This window comes from Prevotella sp. HMSC077E09 (genome assembly GCF_001814685.1).
In the GTDB taxonomy this organism is placed as follows: domain Bacteria; phylum Bacteroidota; class Bacteroidia; order Bacteroidales; family Bacteroidaceae; genus Prevotella; species Prevotella oris.
On sequence record NZ_KV817595.1, the window covers coordinates 47,755 to 71,997 of the forward strand.

General features: G+C 42.4%; 19 protein-coding genes. 1 reads left to right on the forward strand and 18 read right to left on the reverse strand.

Annotated elements, in window-relative coordinates; translation table 11 throughout:
* Positions 1–28: 28 nt before the first annotated feature.
* The 5 genes from HMPREF2983_RS12115 to HMPREF2983_RS12135 form a co-directional block, all read right to left on the reverse strand.
* Positions 29–1,216: an ATP-binding protein gene (locus HMPREF2983_RS12115; protein ID WP_004370907.1), complete on the reverse strand. Its 1,188-nt coding sequence runs from the start codon at positions 1,214–1,216 to the stop codon at positions 29–31.
* Between the two features lie 318 nt (positions 1,217–1,534).
* Complete coding sequence (gene rplT, locus HMPREF2983_RS12120; protein WP_004370905.1) at positions 1,535–1,879, reverse strand: 50S ribosomal protein L20; 345 nt, start codon at positions 1,877–1,879, stop codon at positions 1,535–1,537.
* Positions 1,880–1,915: 36 nt separating this feature from the next.
* The gene (gene rpmI, locus HMPREF2983_RS12125) at positions 1,916–2,113 is read right to left on the reverse strand and encodes a 50S ribosomal protein L35 (protein WP_004370904.1); all 198 of its coding nucleotides are present in this window, start codon (positions 2,111–2,113) and stop codon (positions 1,916–1,918) included.
* Between the two features lie 64 nt (positions 2,114–2,177).
* Complete coding sequence (infC, locus tag HMPREF2983_RS12130) at positions 2,178–2,873, reverse strand: translation initiation factor IF-3 (RefSeq protein WP_018920210.1); 696 nt, start codon at positions 2,871–2,873, stop codon at positions 2,178–2,180.
* A 714-nt stretch (positions 2,874–3,587) separates the two neighbouring features.
* Positions 3,588–4,097 (reverse strand): nitroreductase family protein, encoded by a 510-nt coding sequence (locus tag HMPREF2983_RS12135; protein WP_004376158.1) that lies wholly within the window; start codon positions 4,095–4,097, stop codon positions 3,588–3,590.
* A gap of 109 nt (positions 4,098–4,206) precedes the next feature.
* On the opposite strand from HMPREF2983_RS12135, the gene HMPREF2983_RS12140 reads away from it, so the two are divergent.
* Entirely contained in the window at positions 4,207–4,503 is a 297-nt protein-coding gene (locus HMPREF2983_RS12140; RefSeq protein WP_070668801.1) for a glutaredoxin-related protein, read from the forward strand.
* Between the two features lie 233 nt (positions 4,504–4,736).
* On the opposite strand, the gene HMPREF2983_RS12145 is transcribed toward HMPREF2983_RS12140, so the two are convergent.
* The 13 genes from HMPREF2983_RS12145 to HMPREF2983_RS12210 form a co-directional block, all read right to left on the reverse strand.
* Positions 4,737–5,498, reverse strand: coding sequence for an SDR family NAD(P)-dependent oxidoreductase (locus HMPREF2983_RS12145; RefSeq protein ID WP_070668804.1), 762 nt, complete (start codon positions 5,496–5,498; stop codon positions 4,737–4,739).
* Between the two features lies 1 nt (position 5,499).
* Complete coding sequence (locus tag HMPREF2983_RS12150) at positions 5,500–6,798, reverse strand: NCS2 family permease (protein ID WP_070668807.1); 1,299 nt, start codon at positions 6,796–6,798, stop codon at positions 5,500–5,502.
* Between the two features lie 127 nt (positions 6,799–6,925).
* On the reverse strand, positions 6,926–8,395 hold the full coding sequence (locus HMPREF2983_RS12155; RefSeq protein ID WP_018920205.1) for an SLC13 family permease: 1,470 nt from the start codon (positions 8,393–8,395) through the stop codon (positions 6,926–6,928).
* Between the two features lie 439 nt (positions 8,396–8,834).
* Positions 8,835–9,275, reverse strand: a complete 441-nt coding sequence (locus HMPREF2983_RS12160) for a hypothetical protein (RefSeq protein WP_004370895.1) — start codon at positions 9,273–9,275, stop codon at positions 8,835–8,837.
* Positions 9,276–9,342: 67 nt separating this feature from the next.
* On the reverse strand, positions 9,343–11,097 hold the full coding sequence (locus HMPREF2983_RS12165; protein ID WP_070668810.1) for an AAA family ATPase: 1,755 nt from the start codon (positions 11,095–11,097) through the stop codon (positions 9,343–9,345).
* Positions 11,087–13,639: a transglycosylase domain-containing protein gene (locus HMPREF2983_RS12170; RefSeq protein WP_070668813.1), complete on the reverse strand. Its 2,553-nt coding sequence runs from the start codon at positions 13,637–13,639 to the stop codon at positions 11,087–11,089. The genes HMPREF2983_RS12165 and HMPREF2983_RS12170 overlap by 11 nt, the downstream gene beginning before the upstream one ends.
* Before the next feature lie 53 nt (positions 13,640–13,692).
* The gene (gene miaA, locus HMPREF2983_RS12175; RefSeq protein ID WP_070668816.1) at positions 13,693–14,592 is read right to left on the reverse strand and encodes a tRNA (adenosine(37)-N6)-dimethylallyltransferase MiaA; all 900 of its coding nucleotides are present in this window, start codon (positions 14,590–14,592) and stop codon (positions 13,693–13,695) included.
* On the reverse strand, positions 14,592–15,362 hold the full coding sequence (lpxA, locus tag HMPREF2983_RS12180; RefSeq protein WP_004376166.1) for an acyl-ACP--UDP-N-acetylglucosamine O-acyltransferase: 771 nt from the start codon (positions 15,360–15,362) through the stop codon (positions 14,592–14,594). Before lpxA ends, miaA begins: the two co-directional genes overlap by 1 nt.
* A 17-nt stretch (positions 15,363–15,379) precedes the next feature.
* Entirely contained in the window at positions 15,380–16,771 is a 1,392-nt protein-coding gene (locus HMPREF2983_RS12185) for a bifunctional UDP-3-O-[3-hydroxymyristoyl] N-acetylglucosamine deacetylase/3-hydroxyacyl-ACP dehydratase (RefSeq protein ID WP_070668817.1), read from the reverse strand.
* Between the two features lie 7 nt (positions 16,772–16,778).
* Positions 16,779–17,822: a UDP-3-O-(3-hydroxymyristoyl)glucosamine N-acyltransferase gene (gene lpxD / locus HMPREF2983_RS12190; protein ID WP_070668818.1), complete on the reverse strand. Its 1,044-nt coding sequence runs from the start codon at positions 17,820–17,822 to the stop codon at positions 16,779–16,781.
* 512 nt (positions 17,823–18,334) lie between these two features.
* Positions 18,335–19,567, reverse strand: a complete 1,233-nt coding sequence (locus tag HMPREF2983_RS12200) for a type IX secretion system plug protein (RefSeq protein ID WP_070668823.1) — start codon at positions 19,565–19,567, stop codon at positions 18,335–18,337.
* 17 nt (positions 19,568–19,584) lie between these two features.
* Positions 19,585–22,056 (reverse strand): ferrous iron transport protein B, encoded by a 2,472-nt coding sequence (feoB, locus tag HMPREF2983_RS12205; RefSeq protein ID WP_070668826.1) that lies wholly within the window; start codon positions 22,054–22,056, stop codon positions 19,585–19,587.
* 114 nt (positions 22,057–22,170) lie between these two features.
* A complete protein-coding gene (locus HMPREF2983_RS12210; protein WP_210400386.1) occupies positions 22,171–24,225 on the reverse strand; it encodes a YgiQ family radical SAM protein in 2,055 nt (684 codons plus the stop codon).
* Positions 24,226–24,243: the final 18 nt, after the last annotated feature.

Consider the following 24,243-nt stretch of genomic DNA (forward strand, 5'->3'; position numbering starts at 1 on the left):
AGACTCATTTACTTGTCAACTTATCCCTTTAATAAAGGAAACCCAATAACCAAAGTGGAATGAGATTGTCTTTTCCTACTTCTGTATTATAGCGTGCATAGACTGTATCTGGGTTACATCGCTGCTTGTGTTCGCTTTGTGCATCTATAATTTTGAACTTACGACAGCCATCGACAGTGAAATAGTGATCCTTGGAAGCCTGATTAACTTTGTGGTCTTTCCAAAGTGAATTGACGAAGAAAGTTTCCATAACCTCCTGCTCATTGACCTGAATGGGGTAGATTGCATACATGAGATTGGAGTTATGCATCATGACCTTGCTTGGCTTTTTGGGGAATTCTTGCCCAACAGGGTAAATGATGTTGATGAGTCGGGCATCGGCAAGATATTTGATGTAATTCATAACTGTGGCTCGACTGGTCTGTATTTCGTGAGCTAAATTGCTGATGTTAGGTGCCTTAGGGCCTTCTACTGCCAGCAGATAAAAAAGCTTCTTGATTTTTGTAAGATATTTCAAATCAATTTGCTTGATGAGCAGAATGTCGACTTCTGTCATCATGTTCATTGTTTTGAGTAAGTTTTCCGAAAAGTTGGTGTGTTCTAAAAAGAATGGATAAAAGCCATGATGAATATAATCATGGAAGTATTTCTGAGGACTTATGAGCGGGAGAATGTCCTTGATGATATGTTCATGATTATGCAATATCTCAGATAGAGTGTAAGCATGAAAGTTATTTCCTGTCATAAGATTAAGATATTCACGGAAAGACAGCCCCCGAAGATTATAGCTTTCGACAATATTATGGAGTTCTGGGTTTTCTTCTTTGAGCCTCATCACACTGCTACCCGTGAATATAATCTTTAGATTAGGATAGGAATCATAACATTTGCGAAGCTCTACGCTCCAATTAGGTTGCTTGAATACCTGGTCTATCAGTAGTACTTTTCCTCCGTTGTTGACAAAGTCCCCGGCGAATTCTGCAATACCTTTACTTTGGAAATAAAAGTTGTTCATATTGACATAGAGGCATCGCCGATCGTGTGCGCCAAACTTTTCCTTGGCATATTGCAGTAGAAATGTGGTCTTTCCTACACCGCGTGTCCCTTTAATGCCAATCATGCGACCGTTCCAGTTAATCTCATCCATAAGGGTGCGACGTACTGATACGTTTGTATGCTCAACAAGATAAGCGTGTGTACGAAAGAAAGCTTCCATTATCTTTGGGTTCTTTTATATCTAAATACTATGCAAAGATAATACTTATTTCTAAATTTGCAAACTGTAGATTGCAAAAAAGTTGGTATTTTTTCATATTTTAGCAGTGTAGCTAAACCAATGAGTGTGAATTTGATTTGTATTGTTATAAAAACTATCTTTTGATATCAATAAATTCAATTTCTTTTTGCTCTTCTATTGTTTTTCTTTGCATGTTCATGGGTTTTAGAAAGGCTTTGTATATTCTTAAACTACAAAAAGGAGTGAATTACTTAAGCAATTCACTCCTTTTTATAAATATATGTGTAATCAAAATGATTACTTAACCTTTTCTACGATAGCTTTAAAAGCTTCGGGATTGTTTACGGCAAGGTCTGCAAGAACCTTGCGGTTGATTTCAATACCAGCTTTATGGAGAGCACCCATCAATGTAGAATAACTCATATTCTCAAGGCGGGCAGCTGCGTTGATACGCTGAATCCACAATGCACGGAAGTTACGTTTTTTGTTTCGGCGGTCACGATAAGCGTAGGTGAGACCTTTTTCCCATGTATTCTTTGCTACCGTCCAAACATTCTTTCTCGCTCCATAGTAACCTTTAGTGAGCTTCAGAATTCTTGTTCTCTTTGCTTTTGAAGCAACATGATTTACTGATCTTGGCATAATTTTCTTTCTTTAAATGTTCTACTAAAAAGTTAATTAACGAAGACAGAGCAAGTCGCGAACCTGCTTCATGTTACTGTGATCAACCATTGTCTGGTGAACAAGATTTCTCTTCTGTTTCTTTGTCTTCTTAGTCAGAATGTGACTGTGGTAAGCATGATGTCTTTTAATCTTACCAGTACCGGTGAATGAGAACCTTTTCTTTGCGCCGGAATTTGTCTTTACTTTTGGCATTTTTTTTATTTTAAATTGTTATTTATTGTGGCAACGCATATACCTGGCGTTACGCACGTCTCTTTTATTCTTCTACAGAACTTCCATTTTTCAGTTTGCTAAGTACGTCTTGGCCGTTTTTTGCATTGGCAAATAAGCCGTTATTCTCTGCATTTTCATTCTTCTGGTTTTGCTCTGCAGCTTTAGCTTCGGCCTCACGCTTTTCTCTATCCATTTTCTGTTGGCTCTTCTTTACGACTCCCACTTTCTTTGGTGCGAGATAGAGGAACATCTTTTTTCCTTCCAACTTCGGCATCTGTTCCACTTTTCCAAACTCTTCAAGATCGTTTGCAAAGCGGAGTAGCAGAACTTCTCCCTGTTCCTTGAAAAGGATTGAACGGCCACGAAAGAATACATAAGCACGAACCTTGTTGCCTTCGTTGAGGAATTCGCGTGCATGCTTCAACTTGAACTGATAGTCATGTTCATCGGTCTGAGGACCGAAACGTATTTCTTTCACTTCAACCTTCACCTGCTTCTGCTTCATTTCCTTCTGGTGCTTCTTCTGCTGGTAAAGGAATTTTGAATAGTCAATGAGACGACAAACCGGTGGCTGGGCATTAGGCGAAATCTCTACAAGATCAACACCTTTCTGGTGCGCCATATCCAAAGCTTTGCGTGTAGGTACTACTTCAGAACCGTCCTCTCCTACGATACGGACCTCACGTACACGTATTTGTTCATTAACACGATACTGATTTTTTAATTTGTCATTCTTCATTCAACTATTTTAATTGTCTATTTTTGCTAAACGCCTGCAAAGGTACTATTTCTCAATGAATTATACAAGAAAAAGCCTGTATATTTTAATAGTTTTTTATCAGATGGCCTGTCATGGGGACATTTTTTCTGTTTCATCATGTGCAGCCTCTGTAATGGCTCAACTGTTCATGTCAGAATAAATTCTATTTCGCGGCAAAGCGAATTATATGTTAATTTCATTCAAGGATATTTACAATTGCTCTCATAAAACTCGTATATTCGAAAGGGATATCTTCATCGCTTCAAATATGCCTGTTTTTTTAGTAGTTTACACTACGTTGATTATCAGAATGTTATGTTTTTCAATTCTAAATGTAATGTAAAATCATGTCAAAAATGGATGTCACTTGCATCAAATCACTGCGTAATCTGCATCAGATTGCGTTGTATTTTGACTCAAAAAGCCACGTGTTTTGAGTCAAAACGCAGTGTAATGTGAATGGATTTGCAATCCGAAAGCTGGGAAATCATAAAATAACACCTATTTTTCTGCTTTTCCTTTTCTGTTTAGTCACTCTCTGAAATGTTAAAAACAGCCACTAATCTTTACAAAAAACATGAGATACAGCAGGTGTCATCAGCTGCATGATTATATGGGGTGAAAAAGATTAAAGACTAATTCACAGATACAGCTTTATGCCAATTTACTATCAAGCCGGGGGCGATGTTAAGTTTAGATGTATTCTGTGATTTCTTCTAAAGGTTTACGTTGTTTTTCTTTATGAGGACAGTCCGGGGCAATATGTCCCAGAGGAATGATGGCAACTGCTTCATATCCTGGCGTAGGGAACAGCTGAGAAAGTCTTGCCGGGTCATAGTTACACACCCAACAAGTGCCTAATCCTCGCTCGGTTGCTGCCAAGCAGAGGTGTTCAATGGCTATGGCAAGGTCAATGTCTCCATGAGCCTTGTTATCGAAAGGACGTATCCAATTGGACATAGTGTCTTTCAGACAGATGATATAGAGTGGGGCAGAGCGGAACCACTCCCTGTCATAGCATTGCAAAAGCTTCTCTTTTGCAGTGCCAGACTGTACGATGACAAACTTCCATGGCTGTCGGTTTACGGCTGAAGGAGCCATTCTCACACTCTCCATGATATAGTTCAGGTCCTCTTTACTTATTGTTTCTTGACTGAATTTGCGCGTAGCAAACCTCTTCTTGCTTAGTTCTAAAAAATCCATTAGCTTTGAAATTATGATTGACAAAGGTAATAAAACTTCTCTTTTTGTGTGCGAATATCAGTATTTTTATGTAAGTTTGCGATGAATTTTCAATTAAAGTAATTTGCATATGATAAAGATTTATGGAATGAAAACTTGTCCGGATTGTGCTTTTGTAGACGAACAGGTGAAAGGTAATGACCGTTACGAAGTGATAGATATCGGTGAGCATGTCAGAAATCTGAAGGCTTTTCTGACTCTCAGAGATAATAATCCTGTGTTTGATGATGCCAAAAAACATGGCTATGCAGGTATTCCCTGCTTTGTTTTAGAGGATGGTCGCGTGACGCTTACCCCTGAAGAAGCTGGTCTTAAATCTCAGGAAGCCGGTGCACCAAGCTGCAGTCTTGACGGTAAAGGGTGTTAACTTCGTTGCGTAGCTGCATGTAATGGCATGAGTGTTTTGACTATTGTGTCGGCCATTCTTGTGGGGGATAGAATATCTTTAAGATTATCTTTAAGCAACAAGGCCCAGCACTTCTTGCGCTATTGAGTAGTTTTCTGTAGACAGCTTGACTGATATCCATGCAAAGCCCCCATTCCTCATAGATGATTACTGTCAGAGGAATGGGGCTTCTTATATGGTTTTTGCTTTGCAAATTACCGTTCTCTATGAATGACTGAACCGTTAGCCTGATGCGTTGCAAGGACGAGAACCTCTGCAATCTGTACGTGGGCAGGTGCATTGGCGGCATAAAACGCTACATCGGCAATATCATCTCCTATGAGCGGTTTAATTCCATTATAGACACTGTCTGCCTTTTCTTTGTTGCCATGAAAACGCACATTGCTGAAGTTAGTCTCTACAAGTCCCGGCTTGATATTGGTCACTCGAATGGGCGTATGAGCCACATCAATCCGTAATCCGTCAGAAAGTGCCTTGACAGCAGCCTTTGTTGCACAGTAAACATTGCCTCCGGCATAGGCTGCATCGCCTGCAACGCTGCCAATATTAATGACATGTCCGCATTGTCTTTCAATCATCTTGGGGACAATAAGGCGTGTCATGGTAAGCAAACCTTTGATGTTTGTATCAATCATGGTGTCCCATTCATCCATGTTTCCCTCGTATTCTTTTTCAAGTCCTAAAGCCAACCCTGCATTGTTGATGAGTACATCTATTTGACTCCACCTGTCATTTAACTGACTGACAGCCTGCATCGCAGCTTCTCGATTGGTAATATCGAAAGCAAGCGTCAATACGTCTGTGCCCTCTTTCTGTAGCTGCAGAGATACTTCATGAAGTTTCTCTTGATTGCGTCCTGTAAGGATAAGTTCATATCCTCCATGTGCAAATCTTCGGGCACATGCAGCTCCAATGCCACTTGTTGCACCGGTAATCAATGCGGTTTTCTTTTCCATTTTATCCGTAAATAAAGTTTAGAATGAAGAGAATAGAAAGGATTATCAATGTGGAATTAAGCACTTTATATTGCGAAGTGCAAAGTTTCAAGATGACATAGCTTAGAATTCCCAAATAGATACCGTCGGCAATAGAGTAGCAGAGCACCATGGTTATCATTGTGATAAAAGCAGGAAAGGCTTCACTTACATCGTTGAGTTCAAGTTGTTTCACGCTGTCGAGCATCAATACGCCTACAAGAACGAGTGCTCCGCTTGTTGCAGCACTGGGGATAAGCATGAAAAGAGGCGACAGGAACAGTGAAATAATGAATAACAGTCCCACGAAAGCAGAGGTCAGACCACTGCGTCCGCCCTCGGCTATGCCTGCTGCACTCTCCACATAAGTAGTCAAAGTGCTTGATCCCAAGAATGCACCACAGGTTGTTCCAATGGCATCACTCATCATAGCTTCCTTGATGTGGGGAATTGAACCGTCTTTCTTTACGATGCCAGTTTTATAAGCAAGGCCGACAAGTGTACCTACAGTATCGAAGATGTTGACCATTAAAAGAGAGATAACCACAAGTCCGGTCTTCAGCGTGATAAGTTCGGAGAAATCAAATTTAGCAAAGATAGGCCGAATGTCTTGTGGCATGTCAACAGGTAACCACCCTGCAGGAATTTGTGTTACTCCCATCGGAATGCCGATGATAGTTGTGATAATGATACTGAGGAACAAAGCTCCTTTGATGCGACGTGCCATGAGAACACCACTGAGAATAATCCCAATGACACCTAAGATTGCTGTTGGGGTGAACTTACCTAATCCTACATAGGTTGCAGGATTGGCTACAATGATTTCTGCATTCTTCAGTCCAATGAATGCAATGAACATACCGATACCGGCTGAGATTGCGTAACGCAGGTTGTTTGGAATTGCATTCAAGATGTGTTCCCGAATGTTGAGGAAAGTTATCAGAAGGAAAAGAACACCTTCAGCCAGCATGATTGCCAACGATTGTTGCCATGTATAGTGCATTGCCTGACAGAGTGTGAAGGCAAAAAAAGCGTTGAGTCCCATACTCGGTGCCTGTGCAAAAGGCAATTTTGCCATGAAAGCCAACAGTAAGGTTGCTATGGCTGAAGCAATTGCTGTGGCCGTAAAGACTGCTCCTTTGTCCATTCCCGTAGTGCTTAGAATACCTGGATTGACAGCAAGAATGTAACACATGGTGAGGAATGTCGTGGCTCCGGCGATGATTTCTGTGCGAGCCTTCATCGTAGTGGGATTGAAACCCAAAGCTTTCTGTAAGAACATGATTTGAAAAATTGATTGTTGCAAAGTTACAAAAATATAGATAAAACAACTTGAGATTGTGGTAGAAAAAATGAAAGAAGCCTCACCTTCAAGTAGGAGGAGAGGCTCTGTGTTATTCGATTACAAATCAGAACAGCCCTAATTTGCCAATTACAATAAGCATACTGATACCAATGATGAGGGTTATTACGCCTACCGAAACACCGACTTTCAGCATGTCGTTCTGCTTTATAAGGCCTGTAGAGAATGCAATGGCATTCGGAGGAGTACTGATGGGAAGGCTCATTGCAGCACTTGCAGCTACAGCAATACCGACCAATATCGTCACTGTGCCACCAATCATACCTAAGTTTTCGCCCATACCTTTACATACAACTGCAAGAATTGGCACGAGCAGAGCAGCTGTGGCCGTATTGGATATGAAGTTACTCAGTATAAAGCAGATGATACATGCAATGAAAAGAATAATCAAGGGGTTCCATGCTCCGAAGGGAATACTCTTGATTGCGTTCTCAGCAAGACCTGTTCCGTTCATTGCATTACCGAGGGCAAAACCTCCCGCTACCATCCAGATAACAGACCAGTCGATATCTTGCAGGTCTTTTGCTGTTATGACTCTGGTGATGGCAAATACGGCAATTGGCAGCATGGCGACTGTATTTGCGTTGATGCCAAATAGGTTTTTGCCGGCAACCCATAGGAAAATAGTCAGGATAAAGGTCGCTGCTACGACGACAGTGCGCCAGTTATGTGAAACTTCTCCCTTGATGTCAAGCTGTATAGTCTTTTGAGTGAATGGGAAGAAGCGTATAATCATGCGCCATGCAATGATGAGCAACACGATAACAAGCGGCACCATAATCATCATCCAGTGGGAGAATGTGATGCCGATGTTCAGTCCTGTGGGGTCATTGAGGTATTTCAAGGCAAATACATTCGGTGGTGTACCGATAGGGGTACCCATACCTCCTAAGTTAGCTCCTACCGGAATGGCCATTGTAAGCGCTATTCTTCCTTTACCATTTGCAGGAAGTGCCTTGAATACAGGGGTGAGGAAAGTGAGCATCATCGCTGCTGTTGCAGTGTTGGAAATGAACATGGAGAACACACCTGTTATGAGAAGAAAGCCTAAAAGCACGTTCTCACTCTTTTGTCCGAAAGGCTTCATCAGCGTTCGGGCCGCAAGAACATCAAGGCCACTCTTGGTTGCTGCAATTGCCAACACAAAGCCACCTAAGAACAAGATGATTGTCGGATCGGCGAAACATGCCATGACTCCCACGTGGTCAAGCATTGTTCCGTACTGATCTTCTGTGCCTTGAAAGAACTGGAATGACGAGTCACTGACACAGAAGAGCAGCACGAAGATAATGGTGATAGAGGTTGCCCAGGCTGGAATGGCTTCTGTTATCCACAGCAAGACGGCCATAACGAAAATGGCAATTACGCGCTGTTGAACGACAGTCAGCCCTTCGATGCCGAAGAAACTACTTGGAAGATTCCATACGATTACAGTCAAGATTGCTGTAACCACACACATCAGGAATTTCTTTTTGTTGAAATCTCCCGATAAAACAGAATTGATTGAGCCCTGCATAAATTGTTAATGTCTTTATGGTTATAAGAACAAATGATTTAAAATTGTTGGCAAATATACGATTTAATCATGAGTCTGACAAATATGTAACTTTATTTTTTCATGATGATTAGATTTTAGTTGACAACGCAGTTCTTTCTTAAAAGGAGATCATATGCACTTCGTTGTCGTATATTATGCCACAGGGAGGTTTGTATGTCGCGTCAAGTTGCCTTGTAATCTGCGTCAAGTTAGCGTGTAATCTGCGTCAAGTTGCATGGTGTTTTCAGTCACTTTAGGCGGTAAAGTGACGCAAGTGGCAAAAGAAAGTGACCGACATTGCAAATCAAGACGATAAAAGCAAGGAAATCAAGGGCATGAAACTATTCTGCACATACATTGAAAACGGTTTTCTATTTCCTTTTGGTCTGCCTCTCAGGTGTTCAAAACAGATGCTTATTTATTCTTTGATAAGGTCAGAAAGAAAGTCGTCAAGATCTTTTTCAAGTCCTTCCATCAGATCTCCACCGATAATGACAGTTTCATCATCTGCAAGATAAAGTTCGGCAATAGGGGTGTGTTCCTCGTTCTCCAACACAAAACTATAGGGTTTGAGAATGCCTAAATGGTCTACATCATCAGCCTTAGTTTTGATGATATGCCTTAGTTGTAGCGTTATCTGATCAAAGAATTTATCATCCGTGTTGCCAATCCATTGTTCAACAACACAGCGTGTTATCTCGTCGCCATTGTCGTCATAAGCCAGCAACTCACCACTGTCTGGGTTTGCACATACATGAATATCGGTCACGATAGCCGTGTCCTCACATGCCGGGAACTTCTGTCCAATCTTGTTGATGAACCGCTCAACCTGCTGTATGGTTTGTTCTGTTGCTTTCATATTCCATGAGATTAAATGTCAAAGCAAAGATAAGCGAAACGCAAGACATGGCAAAATTTTTTCTGTTTTATTTTTCTTTCTTGCTTAATTTACGCACTTTCCTCTTGGCTTCCGGGATGTCCGGACACAGTTCCAAGGCTTTGTTGTAATTGCGTAAGGCAGCCTCTTTCATGCCTTCTCTTTCACATTCCTTGCCCATGAGGACATATTCAACGGCCAGTTTCCTCAAATAGTCTTCTTGTTGCTTTAGTTTTGCCTGTAGTTTTGTGTTCTTTTTCCGCAAAAGGTTAATGATGTTGAGTTTCTTCCTGATATATCTTCGGGGACCAGGCCTTTCGATATCGTAGCGGCTATGTATGGCAAGAAAGAAGTTGTCGAGGCATTGCGCCATGTCTCCCTTATCAAAGGCTTTCACGGCATCATGGTATTGTCTGTCTGCCTTGCTTTGCTGAAGGGCCGTCTGCAAGGCCGTTTCATTGTTATAGTTACGTGAGAAGTTGGTCACTTCGCTTCTGACGAAGATTTCATCTCGCCGCAGAGGTTCTTGAAGTGTAATGCCGTTGATAGCCGTGCAGCGTGAAAGGGCAACATAGGTCTGCCCTCCGGCAAAGACGCCTCCCGTGAAATCAATCTTTACTTGAGAGAAAGTGAGTCCCTGACTCTTATGGACAGTGATGGCCCATGCCAATCGTAATGGAAACTGACGAAAGGTACCTATCTCTTCTTCTTCAATTTTCTTATCGGTTTCATTGTAGGTATATTTGACGTTACTCCATATTTCTTGTTCCACATCAACGTTGTGTCCGTCTTCAGTCATCACGTAGATATGGCCGTCAATAGCATCATCAAGTCCGATAACCGTACCGAGTGTGCCGTTTACCCAGCGCTTTTCACGATCGTTTTTAATGAATAACACCTGTGCACCTAATTTCAGTTCAAGCTCGATTGGAGTAGGGAGGCTGCTGAGAGGAAACTCTCCTTCGATGATGCCGTTAAAGACATTAGCATCTCCAGGAAGTTCCTTGAGCTTCTCATCATTGATATAATCCACCGTATCACGGCGTGTTGAAAGGGTTATAGCGAGTTTTGAATTTTCGGTTTCAAGCGATGCACCGACACGGTTGTTGAGCATTCTGAGTTCAGCATCTGTCACACTTGATGTGCGGATGTGGTCAAGAATGCTGATGAACAGAGGGTCGGATTGCCGATAGACTTTCTTGAGTTCAATGGCAATTAGCTTGAAATCACAGAAGATTTTGGCATCAAAGAAGAACTTTGAAGAATAATAAGGTTGCAGCAATCGCCATTCTTCTTCTTTCAATACAGGCTCCAACTGGTAGATATCACCGACAAACAGCATTTGTTTTCCACCAAAAGGTTCGCGCATATTGTGGCAATAGACGCGCAATATCTTGTCGATAAAATCTATAATGTCTGCTCTTACCATGCTTATCTCATCAATAATAATCAATTCAACTTCATTGATGAGCTTGATTTTCTCAGCATTGTATTTGAGTGTTTTGCGTATATTTCTGACAGAATATCGGCTGTCATCGGGGAGCAAAGGGTGGAAGGGAAGCTTAAAGAAGCTGTGCAAGGTTGCGCCATCTGCATTGATTGCCGCTATACCTGTGGGTGCAAGAATGATGTGTTTCTTCTTAGTTGTAGTAGCAATATACTTCAAAAGCGTTGATTTACCCGTCCCTGCTTTACCTGTAAGGAAGAGCGAGCGACGGGTAAACTTAACAATCTGGAGCGCATTCTGCAACTCCGGATTGTCGAAATCCATGTTATCGTTTGTCTTGTCTGCTTTAGAGGTCATCTAAATTGACTTGTTGTTCAGAGGGTTTTCGCTTTTTATCCTTTTTAGTTTCATTTGCCGACTTGTTTGTTTTTGAATTGTCTGAAGAGTTGTTAGAGCTTTCTTCAGACTGTTCTACCTTACGTAAAATAGGATTACCGTCCTCATCCAAGAACACTTCTTCCTCGCTGACAATGCTGTCTTGCCTTGTAGTATCACGCTTAGTCTGTGGAATATAGCTTGCGCAAGTGTACATGTCGCTTGTGATATCATCATCATGCGGTTTGTCAAACTTGGCATGATATTGCTTGAATTCAGGGTCATTGAGTAATGATTGCAGGAAATAACCGCATATAGGCAATGCCGTTCGTGCTCCTTGTCCTAAAGCTCCTGTTCGAAAATGAATGCATCTGTATTCGCCACCGACCCAAGCTCCGACAACCAATCGTGGGGTAACGCCCATGAACCAGGCATCAGAGTGGTTGTTACTTGTTCCGGTTTTACCACCAAAATCAGTGTCGCGATAGTTGCCTACATAGCCCCAAAGGGATTGTGATGTGCCTCCTGGTTCACGCATACCGCCTTGTAGTAACTGTTGCATGAGGAAAGCGCTTTTGTAAGGGATAGCCTGTTCTGACTTTGTTGGGCCTACATAGACCTCGTTTCCTTCTTTATCAAGGATACGGGTAACAAGTACTGGCTCATGATGTTTACCGTTGTCAGCAACCGTGCAATAGGCATTTACCATTTCCAACAAGGTTACATCGCTCGAGCCCAGAGCTAAAGAAGGCTCATCATCCAAAGGACTGACGATACCCATCTTCTTTGCTGTTTCAATAATTCGCTTGATTCCCATTTCCTGACCAAGTCGAACGGCAACAGAATTGATACTCTTTGCAAATGCACTCTTCAATGGCATGGAGTCTCCACTGAATGAACCATTGGCATTACCAGGTGTCCATGTCACTTCCTTGTGTTGCTTTTTGTCGTACACCTGCATGGAGATGTACTCGTCACGGCGTTTGTCACAAGGGGTCAATCCCTGGTTCATGGCTTCTGTATACACAAAAAGTTTGAAGGTTGAACCAGGTTGACGCATCGCCGTTACCTTATCATATTTCCATGAATCGAAGTCTATATCACCCACCCATGCCTTGACAGCACCCGTCTGAGGCTCCATGGCAAGAAAGGCACAATGCATGAATGTAGTCATGTATTTGATGGAATCTTCAGAGGTCATCTCCTTGACAACGGTGCCTTTGTCATAGTCAAAGACCTTCACGGGATGTTTCCATTCTTTATAATAATAGTTGACAGAGTCCGGATTATTCGGGAAGCGAGCTATCAGAGCCTTATAGAAAGGCTGACGTTCGGCAATCTGTTGAATGAAGTTTGGAATGACATGATGGTTTTCGTCCTGCCACGGTTCCTGTCGAAGCCAGTTGCTTGACTGGTTCCTATAAATGCTCCAATGGTTGTTGAAGTTCTGCTGTACCTGCTTCATTTGCTTTCTTGCAGCATCTTCAGCATATTTCTGCATTCGCGTATCAATAGTAGTGTAAATCTTTAAACCACTGGAATAGAGATCGTAACCATTTTCTTCACACCAGTCTTTCAGATAGTTGGCTATTGCTTCACGGAAATATTTGGCCTGACCATCATAGTTTTCTTCAACCTTGAAGTCTAACTTTATGGGGATTTCTTTTAGAGAATCGCAGGCTTCACGTTTCAAATCGCCATGTTTGTACATGTTAGTAAGTACGGTGTTACGGCGTGCAAGCGAATGCTCTGGATTTGTTTTGGGGTTATAGTAAGATGTTGCTTTCAACATTCCTACAAGAACTGCAGCCTGCTCTGTGGTCAGGTTGAGTGGTGTAGTGTTGAAATATGTTTTTGCAGCTGTCTTGATTCCATAGGAGTTGTTGCCGAAATCGACAGTGTTTGCATACATCGTTATGATTTCCTTTTTGGAATAAACCGTTTCAAGTTTTGTTGCAATAATCCACTCCTTACTTTTGATAATCAGCATCTTAAGGCCTGGAACTTTACCTAATATTCCTGTTGAATACTGAGAGCGGACACGGAACATGTTCTTGGCTAATTGCTGTGTAATAGTCGAAGCTCCACGGCCGTCATGATGAAGTACGGCGTCTTTTATCGCACCAAACAGACCGATCGGATCGATACCAAAATGTTTATAGAAGCGTTCGTCTTCTGTATCAATTAAGGCACGGAAGAATACAGGATTTACTTCTTCATATTTTACAGGAGTCCTGTTCTCATTGAAATACTTGCCAATCAGCTTTCCATCAGCACTGTAAATCTCCGAAGCTTCGCTGGTCTGTGGAGCCATAATACCAGAGAAATAGCCTGGGGATTTGCCGAAAAGCCATAGGAAATTCATATCTACCATACCCAGGTAGACAAAGAATGCAACGATGCACGACACAACACCTATCAGTGTCTTAGTGTACCATGCACGCCCCTTATATAAGCCTTTATACCATGGCCAGAAGTTACGTAAAAGGCAGATGCACCAGCTAAAAAATCTTTTTATCTTCATAATCCTACATTTATCGAGTCTTGATAATGCAAATGTACAAAATATATCAGCACTTACAGCTTTTCATCAAGGTATTTTATAATTTCTTCAATGTTGTCCGGTTGAAACCAATTGATATCTTGATCGCGTTTAAACCAGGTGAGCTGTTTTCGCATGTATTGTCGTGTATTCGACTGTATCTGCCGAATAGTCTCTTCCTGCGTTAGCAAACCGTCTATGTAATAGAATGTTTCCTTGTAGCCAACAGTATTGAGTGCATTACAATCCCGATAGCCATATACATGCTTGCATTCATCAATCAAACCGTGATTGAACATGTCGATAACGCGTGAATTGATTCTTTCATACAACTCATTTCGATCTCGGTTTAACCCTATCTTTAATATTTTAAACGGTCTTTGCTTCTTGGTTTGTTTACGAAATGACGTGTAAGTTTTCCCCGTCATATAGCAAATTTCTAAGGCATGTACTACGCGGCGGGGATTCTTTTTGTCAACGATAAAATAGTGTTCTGGGTCAAGTTGTTTGAGTTCTTCTACGAGATGGTCTAACCCTTCTTCGGTTAATTTCTTCTTCAGTAAGTCACGTGTCTTCTGATCTACAGTAGGAATGTCATCAATTCCATTGCATACAGCATCTATATACATCATGCTTCCACCTGTCAGCAACAATGTTTCGTGCCCCTGATGGAAAAGACTTTCCATCAGTTCTAAAGCATCGGTTTCATATTTTGCAGCACTATAGTAGTCCTTTATAGAATGATTACCTACGAAATAGTGAGTGATTGCATGCTGTTGTTCTTGGGTTGGGGCAGCCGTACCGATAGGGATTTCTGCAAAAATCTGTCGGGAATCAGCATTGATAATGGGCGATTTCAGATATTGGGCAAGCTTGATGCAAAGCTCCGTTTTTCCAACTCCGGTAGGCCCAAGAACAACAACAAGGGTTTTCATTATCTGATAATGCCTCGCTTGGATGACTCTACAAAGTCAATGATGTATTGTATTTCAGGGGTAATCTGAAGGTTTTTCCTGATTTCTTCGATACCTTCTTTAAGGACACCTTTTGAATAGAGGAGACGATAAGCCTCGTGAATACTCTCAATTAGTTCATTACTGAAACCGTGTCGACGAAGTCCAACGAGATTAATTCCACAATATCTTGTAGGTTCCTTGCCTGCTATAATATAAGGTGGAATATCCTGGCTGAAGCGACAACCGCCCTGTATCATGACATAACTTCCTATCTTGCAGAACTGGTGTGTCAATACGGTTGCACTGATAATTGCATTATCATCAATTGTAACTTCACCGGCGAATTTCGTTGAGTTGCCGATAATGCAGTTGTTGCCCAACACACAATCATGTGCTATATGCATGTTCTCCATCAGAAGGTTGTTGCTCCCTACGAGCGTTACACCTTTGGATGCTGTGCCACGGGATATGGTTACATTCTCGCGGATGCTGTTATTATCGCCTATCTTACAGGTAGAAACCTCCCCTTTGAATTTCAAATCCTGTGGCTTGGTGGAAATGCTGGCACCGGGAAATATCTCATTTCCGTTGCCAATCCGCGCCCCAACATTGATTGTTACACTGTTCTGAAACACATTATTGTCACCGATAATGGTATCTCGATCAATGTAACAGAAAGGGCCGATAATATTGTTGTCTCCAAGTTTTGCCTCGGGATGAACGTAGGCAAGCGGACTGATTTGATTCATATTTCTTTGAAACTGATTTATTTATTCTTTACAATCTGGGCTGTGAATGTTGCTTCTGAAACAACTTGATCACCAACAAACATATATCCTTTCATAGAGCTGATGCCATGACGAACAGGTGCCAAAAGCTCAACTCTAAAGAGGAGGGTGTCTCCGGGAACTACTTTCTGTCGAAATTTAACATCATCAATCTTCAAGAAATAAGTTGAATACTTTTCCGGTTCTTCCAATTGTCCAAGCACAAGCAGACCACCACACTGTGCCATTGCTTCTATCTGAAGAACTCCCGGCATGACAGGTTCGTTGGGGAAATGGCCTTGGAAGAAAGGCTCATTGGCTGTAACATTCTTCACACCGACAATACTTGTCGGGCCCATTGCTGTAATCTTGTCGACCAACTGCATGGGATAGCGATGAGGAAGCAGTTCGCGAATACGCTTGTTATCCATGATTGGTACTTCATTCGGATCATAGATTGGCGCCTGAATTTCATGCTTGCGAATTTCTTTTCTCATCAGTCTTGCAAACTTGTTATTGATAGTATGACCAGGTCGGGTCGCAACAATTCTGCCCTTGATAGGTTTGCCGATAAGCGCCATGTCACCGATGATATCAAGCAATTTATGACGTGTGCACTCATTTTCCCACATCAATGGCTTGTGCTGAATATATCCAATCTTCGTTGCATCCATGTGAGGAACTTTCAAAACATCGGCCAATTGGTCAAGTTTCTCTTGGCTCACTTCACGTTCATAGATTACAATGGCATTGTCAAGGTCGCCACCTTTGATAAGGTTTGCCTCCAACAAAGGAACGATGTCGCGTACAAACACGAATGTTCTTGCTGCAGCAATCTCCGTATCGAAAGTCGACATATCCTCCAAGGTGGCAAACTGACTGTTGATAAACTTGGAGTTAAATGAGCACATTGCAGTCAGACTGAATTGGTCATCGGGCAGAATAGTGATCACAGACCCCGTATCTTCATCTTTTACTTCAATCTTATGACGAATGATATAATAGTCTTTCGTAGCATTCTGTTCAACAAGACCTATTTCCTTTATCTTCTCAACATACATTGCTGCAGAACCGTCAAGAATAGGAAATTCAGGGCCATTGACCTGAATGATACAGTTATCTATGCCCGAGGCATAAAGTGCAGCCATACCGTGTTCTACGGTAGAAACGCGGACATCTCCCTTTGCAAGAACCGTTCCACGCTGTGTGTCGACCACATTTTCAGCTACGGCATCAATAATCGGTTGACCTTCTATGTCAATTCGTTGTATTTTATATCCGGTATTTTCGGGTGCGGGATTGAATGTAACAGTAAGGTTCAAACCCGTATGTAACCCTTTTCCAAAAAGAGAAAAACTTCCTTTAAGTGTTGTCTGCTTCTTAGCTTTCATATACTGATTATCTTTGTTTCTTTAGTTCTTCAATTTCTTTTTTCAGTTCGTTCAGCTCCTTATAAATCTCCGGCAGACGTTGAAACAGAGCCTGAGACTTAAAGTAAGGGAGCTTTTCCATTGGTGGTGTGCCAATCAACACCTGATTGCTTTTGAGGCTTCCCGGCACACCGCTCTGGGCACCTAAGAACACCTTGTCGCCAATCTCTATGTGTCCTGCTACGCCGACTTGACCGCCGAACATACACCACTGACCGATTTTCGTGCTTCCGGCAATGCCGACTTGCGCTGACATCACGGTGTTTTCGCCCACTTCTACATTATGAGCAATCTGCACAAGATTATCAAGTTTTGCCCCCTTCTTTATCTTTGTGCTTCCCATTGTAGAACGGTCTACACATGAATTTGCACCGATTTCCACATCATCGGCTATCTCAACGATACCTATCTGAGGTATCTTGTCATAACCATCCTTGCCATTAGGGGCAAAGCCAAAGCCATCTGCACCGATGACACTGCCTGCATGAATAATCACACGACTGCCGATTTTGCTGCCCATATACAAGGTAACATTGGGGTAGACAATACAATCATTTCCCAAAGTAACCTTCTCATTGATGACAACATTAGGGAATATCTGACAGCCATCGCCAATAACGACGTCATCGCCAATATAGGCAAATGGGCCTACATAGACCTCCTTGCCGATTTTTGCCGTTGGAGAAATGAATGCAAGACTGTCTATGCCGGTCTTCTTCTGACGCATGGAAGCGTCATACATCTGTAGAAGTTTTGCCACACAATCACGTGCATTGGCAACTCTGATGATTGTAGTATTATGTACAGGTTTATCTGTTTTTATCTGGTCATCAACAAGGACAATCGTCGATTTTGTATCGTAAAGGTAGTGAATATATTTGGGGTTAGCAAGGAAAGAAATGGCTCCGGCAACTCCTTCTTCAATCTTGGCAAAGGTATTCACCATAGCGTTTTCATCACCTTCAATACGCCCTTGGATAAACTGGGCGATTTGCTTTGCTGAAAATTCCATATCTGATTTGATGTTCAATTATATTTTTGCAAATATAACAAAATTAATTCATACAGAGGTAGGTGAGTCGGATTATTTTACGTTTTTTGCGTGCAAACCTTTTATTTTGTCCTTTCATGGTTGTATATGGAAAGCATTTCATACCGTATTTGACCATCACTCTTTCCACATCATATATGTAATGTTCTTTAGAAGGCTTATCGTTTCAGAGAGGTTTGGAATTTATCAATAATTCAATACATATTGAATGTGTTTCTGATTTGCGTCAGAATACAGTGTCATCTGACGCAGATGATGCGCTGTCTTGACGCAGATTGCATGGTGTTTTGATGCAAGTTGCAAGGCTTTCTTAACTTATTGATTTCCAGATTGGTATGGATATGACAATAAAGTGTACCCTCTTTAGGCAGTAGCATGTTTCTTACATCTGTGCATGTCACGGTTCCCGGCAACTGTGTCCACCGTTATTCAAGCTATGTTTTCCCCCTGTTCAGAAGCTGCATCTGTTTGCTTTACTGGACAACGGCTACGAGTCTGTCTGTACGTTCTCCCGTTCCTCGGTAGTAAATCAATGCTTGATATTGGTTTTTTGTCTGATAGAAATTGCCTTCCGAGGGCAGTAGCTGTATGCTTCCGTCAGCATTTCGCCTGACGTATTCATAGGAATAATAACCTTGTTTCATCAGTAGAGACAGCGTATAGTTACGTGTTACGGCATCATATTTCATCTGATATTGAGGCAAGAGCCGATAATTGGTAAAACCGCCGCTGACGTAAATTTCATCGTTTGTGGCATCGGTCTGTAGCGTAAAATGAACGATGACATAGTCTGACAGGTAGTCATTCCCGTTGTCATCACTGTTGCGGATGACGAAAACTCCCTGTGCACTCTCGTCATACAGATAGTTTCTGCGAGGAAGATCAGGCCAGAGATGTGCATGATAATTACTGCCATCCCAGTCTATAGTCTCAATACCCATTGTAGGATGGTCAACAGAAAGACATTCAAACTTGCGGTAGTTGTTGCCTGCATTGAATATGAAACCACGGCAATGTTGCCACTGAAGCCCGTCACGAAGAACGAACTGCGGTTTCATATCCACGCGGGCATCATTCCAGTTTCCATTTTGCAAGACTACCGTTTTGATTTGGTTGTTGGGAGCAATGACAGGAAGATTGCCGTATTTGAGTTTCATTTCAACTTGCTGATGTGCCCGATTGAAATCAATATCCGTATTGGAAGTGCTGGACAGTTCAACGTGCATGGTTGGGTCAACAACCATGAAACAGGCGTTCAACATCAGTTTTTCATCCTCGTCATAGACGCTCACTTTGTAGTTGCCACTTTGGGTTATGCGGCATTGGTCGTTGGGCAATCTAAAGGAATAGTGGGTGTATTCAACGTTCGTATTGACCGATTCCTGTATGTCTTCAATGACAAGATTATCGCTGAACCCCTCTAAATAGTCGCTGCTGAAGAGTTGAGTAGAGGGCGACCAATCGGCTTCACAGTGCATGATTTTGTAGGTGAACCGATGATATTCATGCCTGAAATTATCAAATGAAATCTGAATTTGCTCGCCACTGTTCAGTTGAATGACGGGAAGCATTGCCCGCAATTGTTGGGTGTTATGCACCTGCAAAGTGGCAATATCGGAAGAAAAAATCTCATTTCGCTGTGCAGACAGTGTCATTGTCATGCACAGCAGAAATGAGATGATGACAGTTCTTTTGGTCTTTTGCATATGGTATCGGTTTTATACTATATGAATAATCGACCGATTTGGAACACTGCAGCACTGACAACCCAAGCCAACAACGTAGTGTAACCGGCTGCAAACAGTGCCCATTTCCAGCTTCCCGTTTCTCCCTTGATAGCTGCAATAGTGGCAATGCAGGGGAAATAGAGGAGCACAAAGAGCAGGAAGCAATAGGCCGTGAGCGTGGCAATGGGAGCCGCCTCGGTATCTGTGATGCCGTGGAGTTGGGCAATGTCGTGTGTCATCTGTCGGTGAAGCACCTGATATTTTCCCCCTTCATCGTTGAAGTTGTTATCGTCACTGAAACTTGAATTGTTACTGTAGAGGACACCCATAGTGCTTGCAACAATCTCTTTTGCACCCACACCGGAAATCAATCCAACATCAATTTTCCAGTCAAAGCCTTGCGGACGGAATACAGGTTCCACCGTTTTACCGATTTTCCCAATGAAACTTTGCTCCTGTTGTTGCTGCGGAGACAATGTATCGTCATGCGGGAAATAGCCCAAGGCCCATACAATGATGCTGGCAATAAGGATAATTCCTCCCATTTTCTTAAGATATTGCTTTCCTTTTTCCCATGTATGGCGCCCCATGGCCTTCCATGTCGGAAAACGATAGGGGGGAAGTTCCATCACGAATGGTGTGTCTTCACCTTTTACAACAAAAGTGGAGAAGATGCGGCTTAGGATGACAGCAATCGCAATCCCAATGACATAGAGAGACAACATTACCAATGACCGATACTTCAAGGCAAAGAAAGAGCCTGTAATCATGATATATATTGGCAGTCGGGCAGAGCAGCTCATCAGTGGCAATATGAGCATGGTGATGAGTCGTGAACGTCGGCTTTCAATGGTTCTTGTGGCCATGATAGCGGGTACATTGCAGCCAAATCCCATGATAAGTGGAATGAACGACTTGCCATGCAGTCCCATTTTGTGCATCAGTTTGTCCATGATGAAAGCTGCACGTGCCATATAGCCGGAGTCTTCCATGAAGCTGATGAAGAAATAAAGAATAAGGATTTGTGGCAAGAACACGATAACTGCGCCTACACCTCCTATGACTCCGTCTACAAGCATGGCTTTTATTGGGCCGTCGGGCAGGTTCTGTGAGATGATTTCTCCAAACCAGGCAACGGCTGCATCAATCCAATCCATCGGAAACTGACCTATGATGAAGGTGGTCGAGAACATGATAAAAAGCATCAGGATAAAGATGGGGAAACCAAGATATCTGTTGGTGATGACGCGGTCAATATATTCTGTCATCCTATAAGTGTCCTTGTTTTTTCCCGTTTCATACTGTGCTTCCTGGAGTGCACCATGTATGAAACCATACTTTGCATCCATGATAGCCGTCTCGCAGTCTTCGCCTGTTTCCTCTTTTACTCGTGTCTCTGCAATCTCCTTTTCCTTGAAAATTTCCGAGGCATTTGGCCTTGTCTGTAGATAGTTTACTGTGTCTGAATCATTTTCAAGAAGCTTGATTGCTAAATAGCGGGTTGAATATCGTTGACGAAGTTCATAGTCTTTTTTCAGGTATTCCTGGATATGTGTAATGCCGTTTTCTATCTCATGACCATGGTTAATGTGGATATGATGTGCGTGAGGCAACTCTTCTCCGTTGCTTTCATAAAGTTCAATAATCTGATGAAAAAGCTGTTTCACTCCCTCACCGCTCTTGAACACCGTTGGAACCATGGGCACACCAAAGAGTTCGGACAGCTTGTTGATATCGATTTTATCACCACGCCGTTGGGTCTCATCAAACATGTTGAGTGCACACACCATGCGCAGGTTCATATCAATGAGCTGCGTTGTGAGATAGAGGTTGCGTTCGAGATTGCTTGCATCAAGCACATTGATGATAATGTCGGGTGTCTTGTCTATGATTTGTTTGCGCACATAAAGTTCTTCCGGTGAATAGGCAGAGAGGCTGTATGTGCCCGGTAAGTCGACAAGATTGAACGTGTAGCCCTCAAATTCTGCATGCCCCACTTTTGCATCTACCGTAACGCCGGAGTAGTTACCGACACGTTCATGTGCACCCGAAGCAAAGTTGAACAGTGAGGTTTTGCCGCAATTGGGATTGCCCACCAAAGCCACATTGATTATCCGATGACGCTTCAGAGCGGCTTCTTCCAACTGTTTTTCTGTCAAAGGACTGTCATCAGAAGTTGTAATGGCAGTTTTATCAGTATTTGTTGAGTCATGGAGTGAAGACGCATTCATGGCTTTTGCTTCAGCTTCAGAGACTACTTCTATCATCTCGGCCTCTGTCCTTCGCAATGAAACTTCATAGCCCATAATCTTGTATTTCACGGGATCCATAAGTGGAGCATTAAGGAGAACATCTACCTTTTTTCCCTTGATGAACCCCATTTCTACAATGCGTTTTCTGAAACTTCCATGGCCCGTTACCTTAACGATAATACCATGTTCGCCTGTATGTAAATCAGATAATTTCATAATTGTCTTTCCTTTCTTACTGCAAAAATACAAAAATTAATGCACATAAAACGTGAACATTATTCCTGTATGAAATGTAAATACCCAATAATGATGATAGCTTTCAAGTTCAGCCTATCTGTTTTTATGATTGTTTTTGCTGAAGTTGGGATTGAAACTCCTCTTTGTTTTCCCTTTGGAGTGGCCACCTTGCTGCACTTCTTCGGCTGCGTGTGATTTGTTGTTTTTGCCTGTGCGCCTTGCTTTATTCCCATTGTTGGGAACTGTGTTGTATGTACTGCCAACAGGACGGTCGCTATATCTGGTTTCGCGTTGATAGCCTTTATTGAATGATGCACCCTTGGGAAAGAGGCGTTTGATAAGATCTTCGCGTCCGATGCGCTTCAACTCTCGCTCAATATTCTTGCGTTCTTCGGGCTTATACCAGAAGAAGAATTGTCTTTGTGCAAGCTTCTCTCGTGGCGTCTTTGCACTGTAAACAGGTTCAAGAGTGTAAGGATCGTAGCCCGTATACCATGTTTCAGTGGATATGGTCATTGGGGTTGGTGTAAAATCCTGCACCTGTTCCAGGTGAAAGTCAAGGTCTTTTGTTATCACGGCAAGCTCGGCCATGTCTTCTTCGTGGCATCCTGGATGAGAACTGATAAAGTAAGGGATAATCTGTTGCTTGAGACCGGCTTCCTTGTTGATATGATCAAAGATACGCTTGAATTCATAGAATTGTGAGAAAGAGGGCTTACGCATCAATTTCAATACGCTCTCCTGGGTGTGCTCCGGGGCTATTTTCAAGCGTCCGCTGACATGATTTTCAATAAGTTCACGCGTATATTGGCGGGTAGAAGCATTGGCTTTTTCGTCTTTACCTTTATGTAAGAGCAGGTCATAACGCACACCGCTGCCAATGAAACTTTTCTTTATACCGGGCAAGGCATCAACAGCGTGATAGATATCAAGCAGTTTTGTATGATCAGTATCAAGGTTAGGACAAATCTGCGGATTGATACATGAAGGACGTTTGCAGCGTTCACAGGCCTTAAGGTTGCGCCCATGCATGCCATACATATTAGCAGAAGGGCCGCCTAAGTCAGAAAGATAGCCTTTGAAATCAGGCATCTGAATTATTTTCTTGGCCTCATTGACGATGCTCTTCTTGCTTCTGCATGCTACAAACTTACCCTGATGAGCGGATATTGTGCAGAAAGCGCAACCTCCAAAACAGCCTTGATGCATGTTGATGGAAAACTTAATCATCTCATAGGCAGGTAGTTTCTTTCCTTTGTATTTAGGATGTGGCAGTCGCGTATAAGGCAAATCAAAGATTGCATCCAATTCTTCTGTTGTCATGGTTGGGTAGGGGGGATTGACAACGGCATACATATTGCCGACTTGTTGCAATAGTCGCTGGGCATGTATCTTATTGGATTCTTCCTCTATATGACGATAATTTTCAGCTTCTGCTTTCTTGTTTTGCAGACATTGTTCATGAGAATGGAGCACAATGTCATCCTCCATGATACCGCCTTCAATATCTTGTTCTTTTGCAAGATATACCGTCTGTGGGATATTATGGATACAATTTATGGGTAGTCCTGCTTCTAATTCTTTGCAAAGCTGAATGATTGACTTTGTTCCCGAGCCATATAAGATGATATCTGCCCCGCTGTCACAAAGAATACAACGACGCAGTTTATCCTGCCAATAGTCATAATGTGTCAGTCGACGCATAGAAGCTTCAATGCCTCCTAAAGCCACAGGTACATCGGGATAAAGTTTCTTTAGTATCTGAGAGTATACGATAGTTGGATATTCTGGACGGCAGTCATGTCGACCGTCTGGGCTGTATTCATCGATAGAACGCAGGCGTCGGTTGGCTGTGTATTTATTAACCATGGAATCCATGCAGCCAGGAGAAATGCCAAAGAATAACCGTGGACGCCCCAACTTCTTGAAATCACGATAATCACCATGCCAATCCGGTTGTGGCACAATGGCTACGCGATAGCCTGCTGCTTCGAGAGAACGTCCTACGACTGCAACTCCAAATGAAGGGTGATCGATATAGGCATCGCCCGAAAAGAGGATAACATCAAGTTCATCCCAACCTCTCAGTTCGCATTCTTTCTTGGTTGTCGGGAGGAAATCTGTCAGTTTGTATTGCTCTGAATTCAATCTTTTATAGCTTATAGT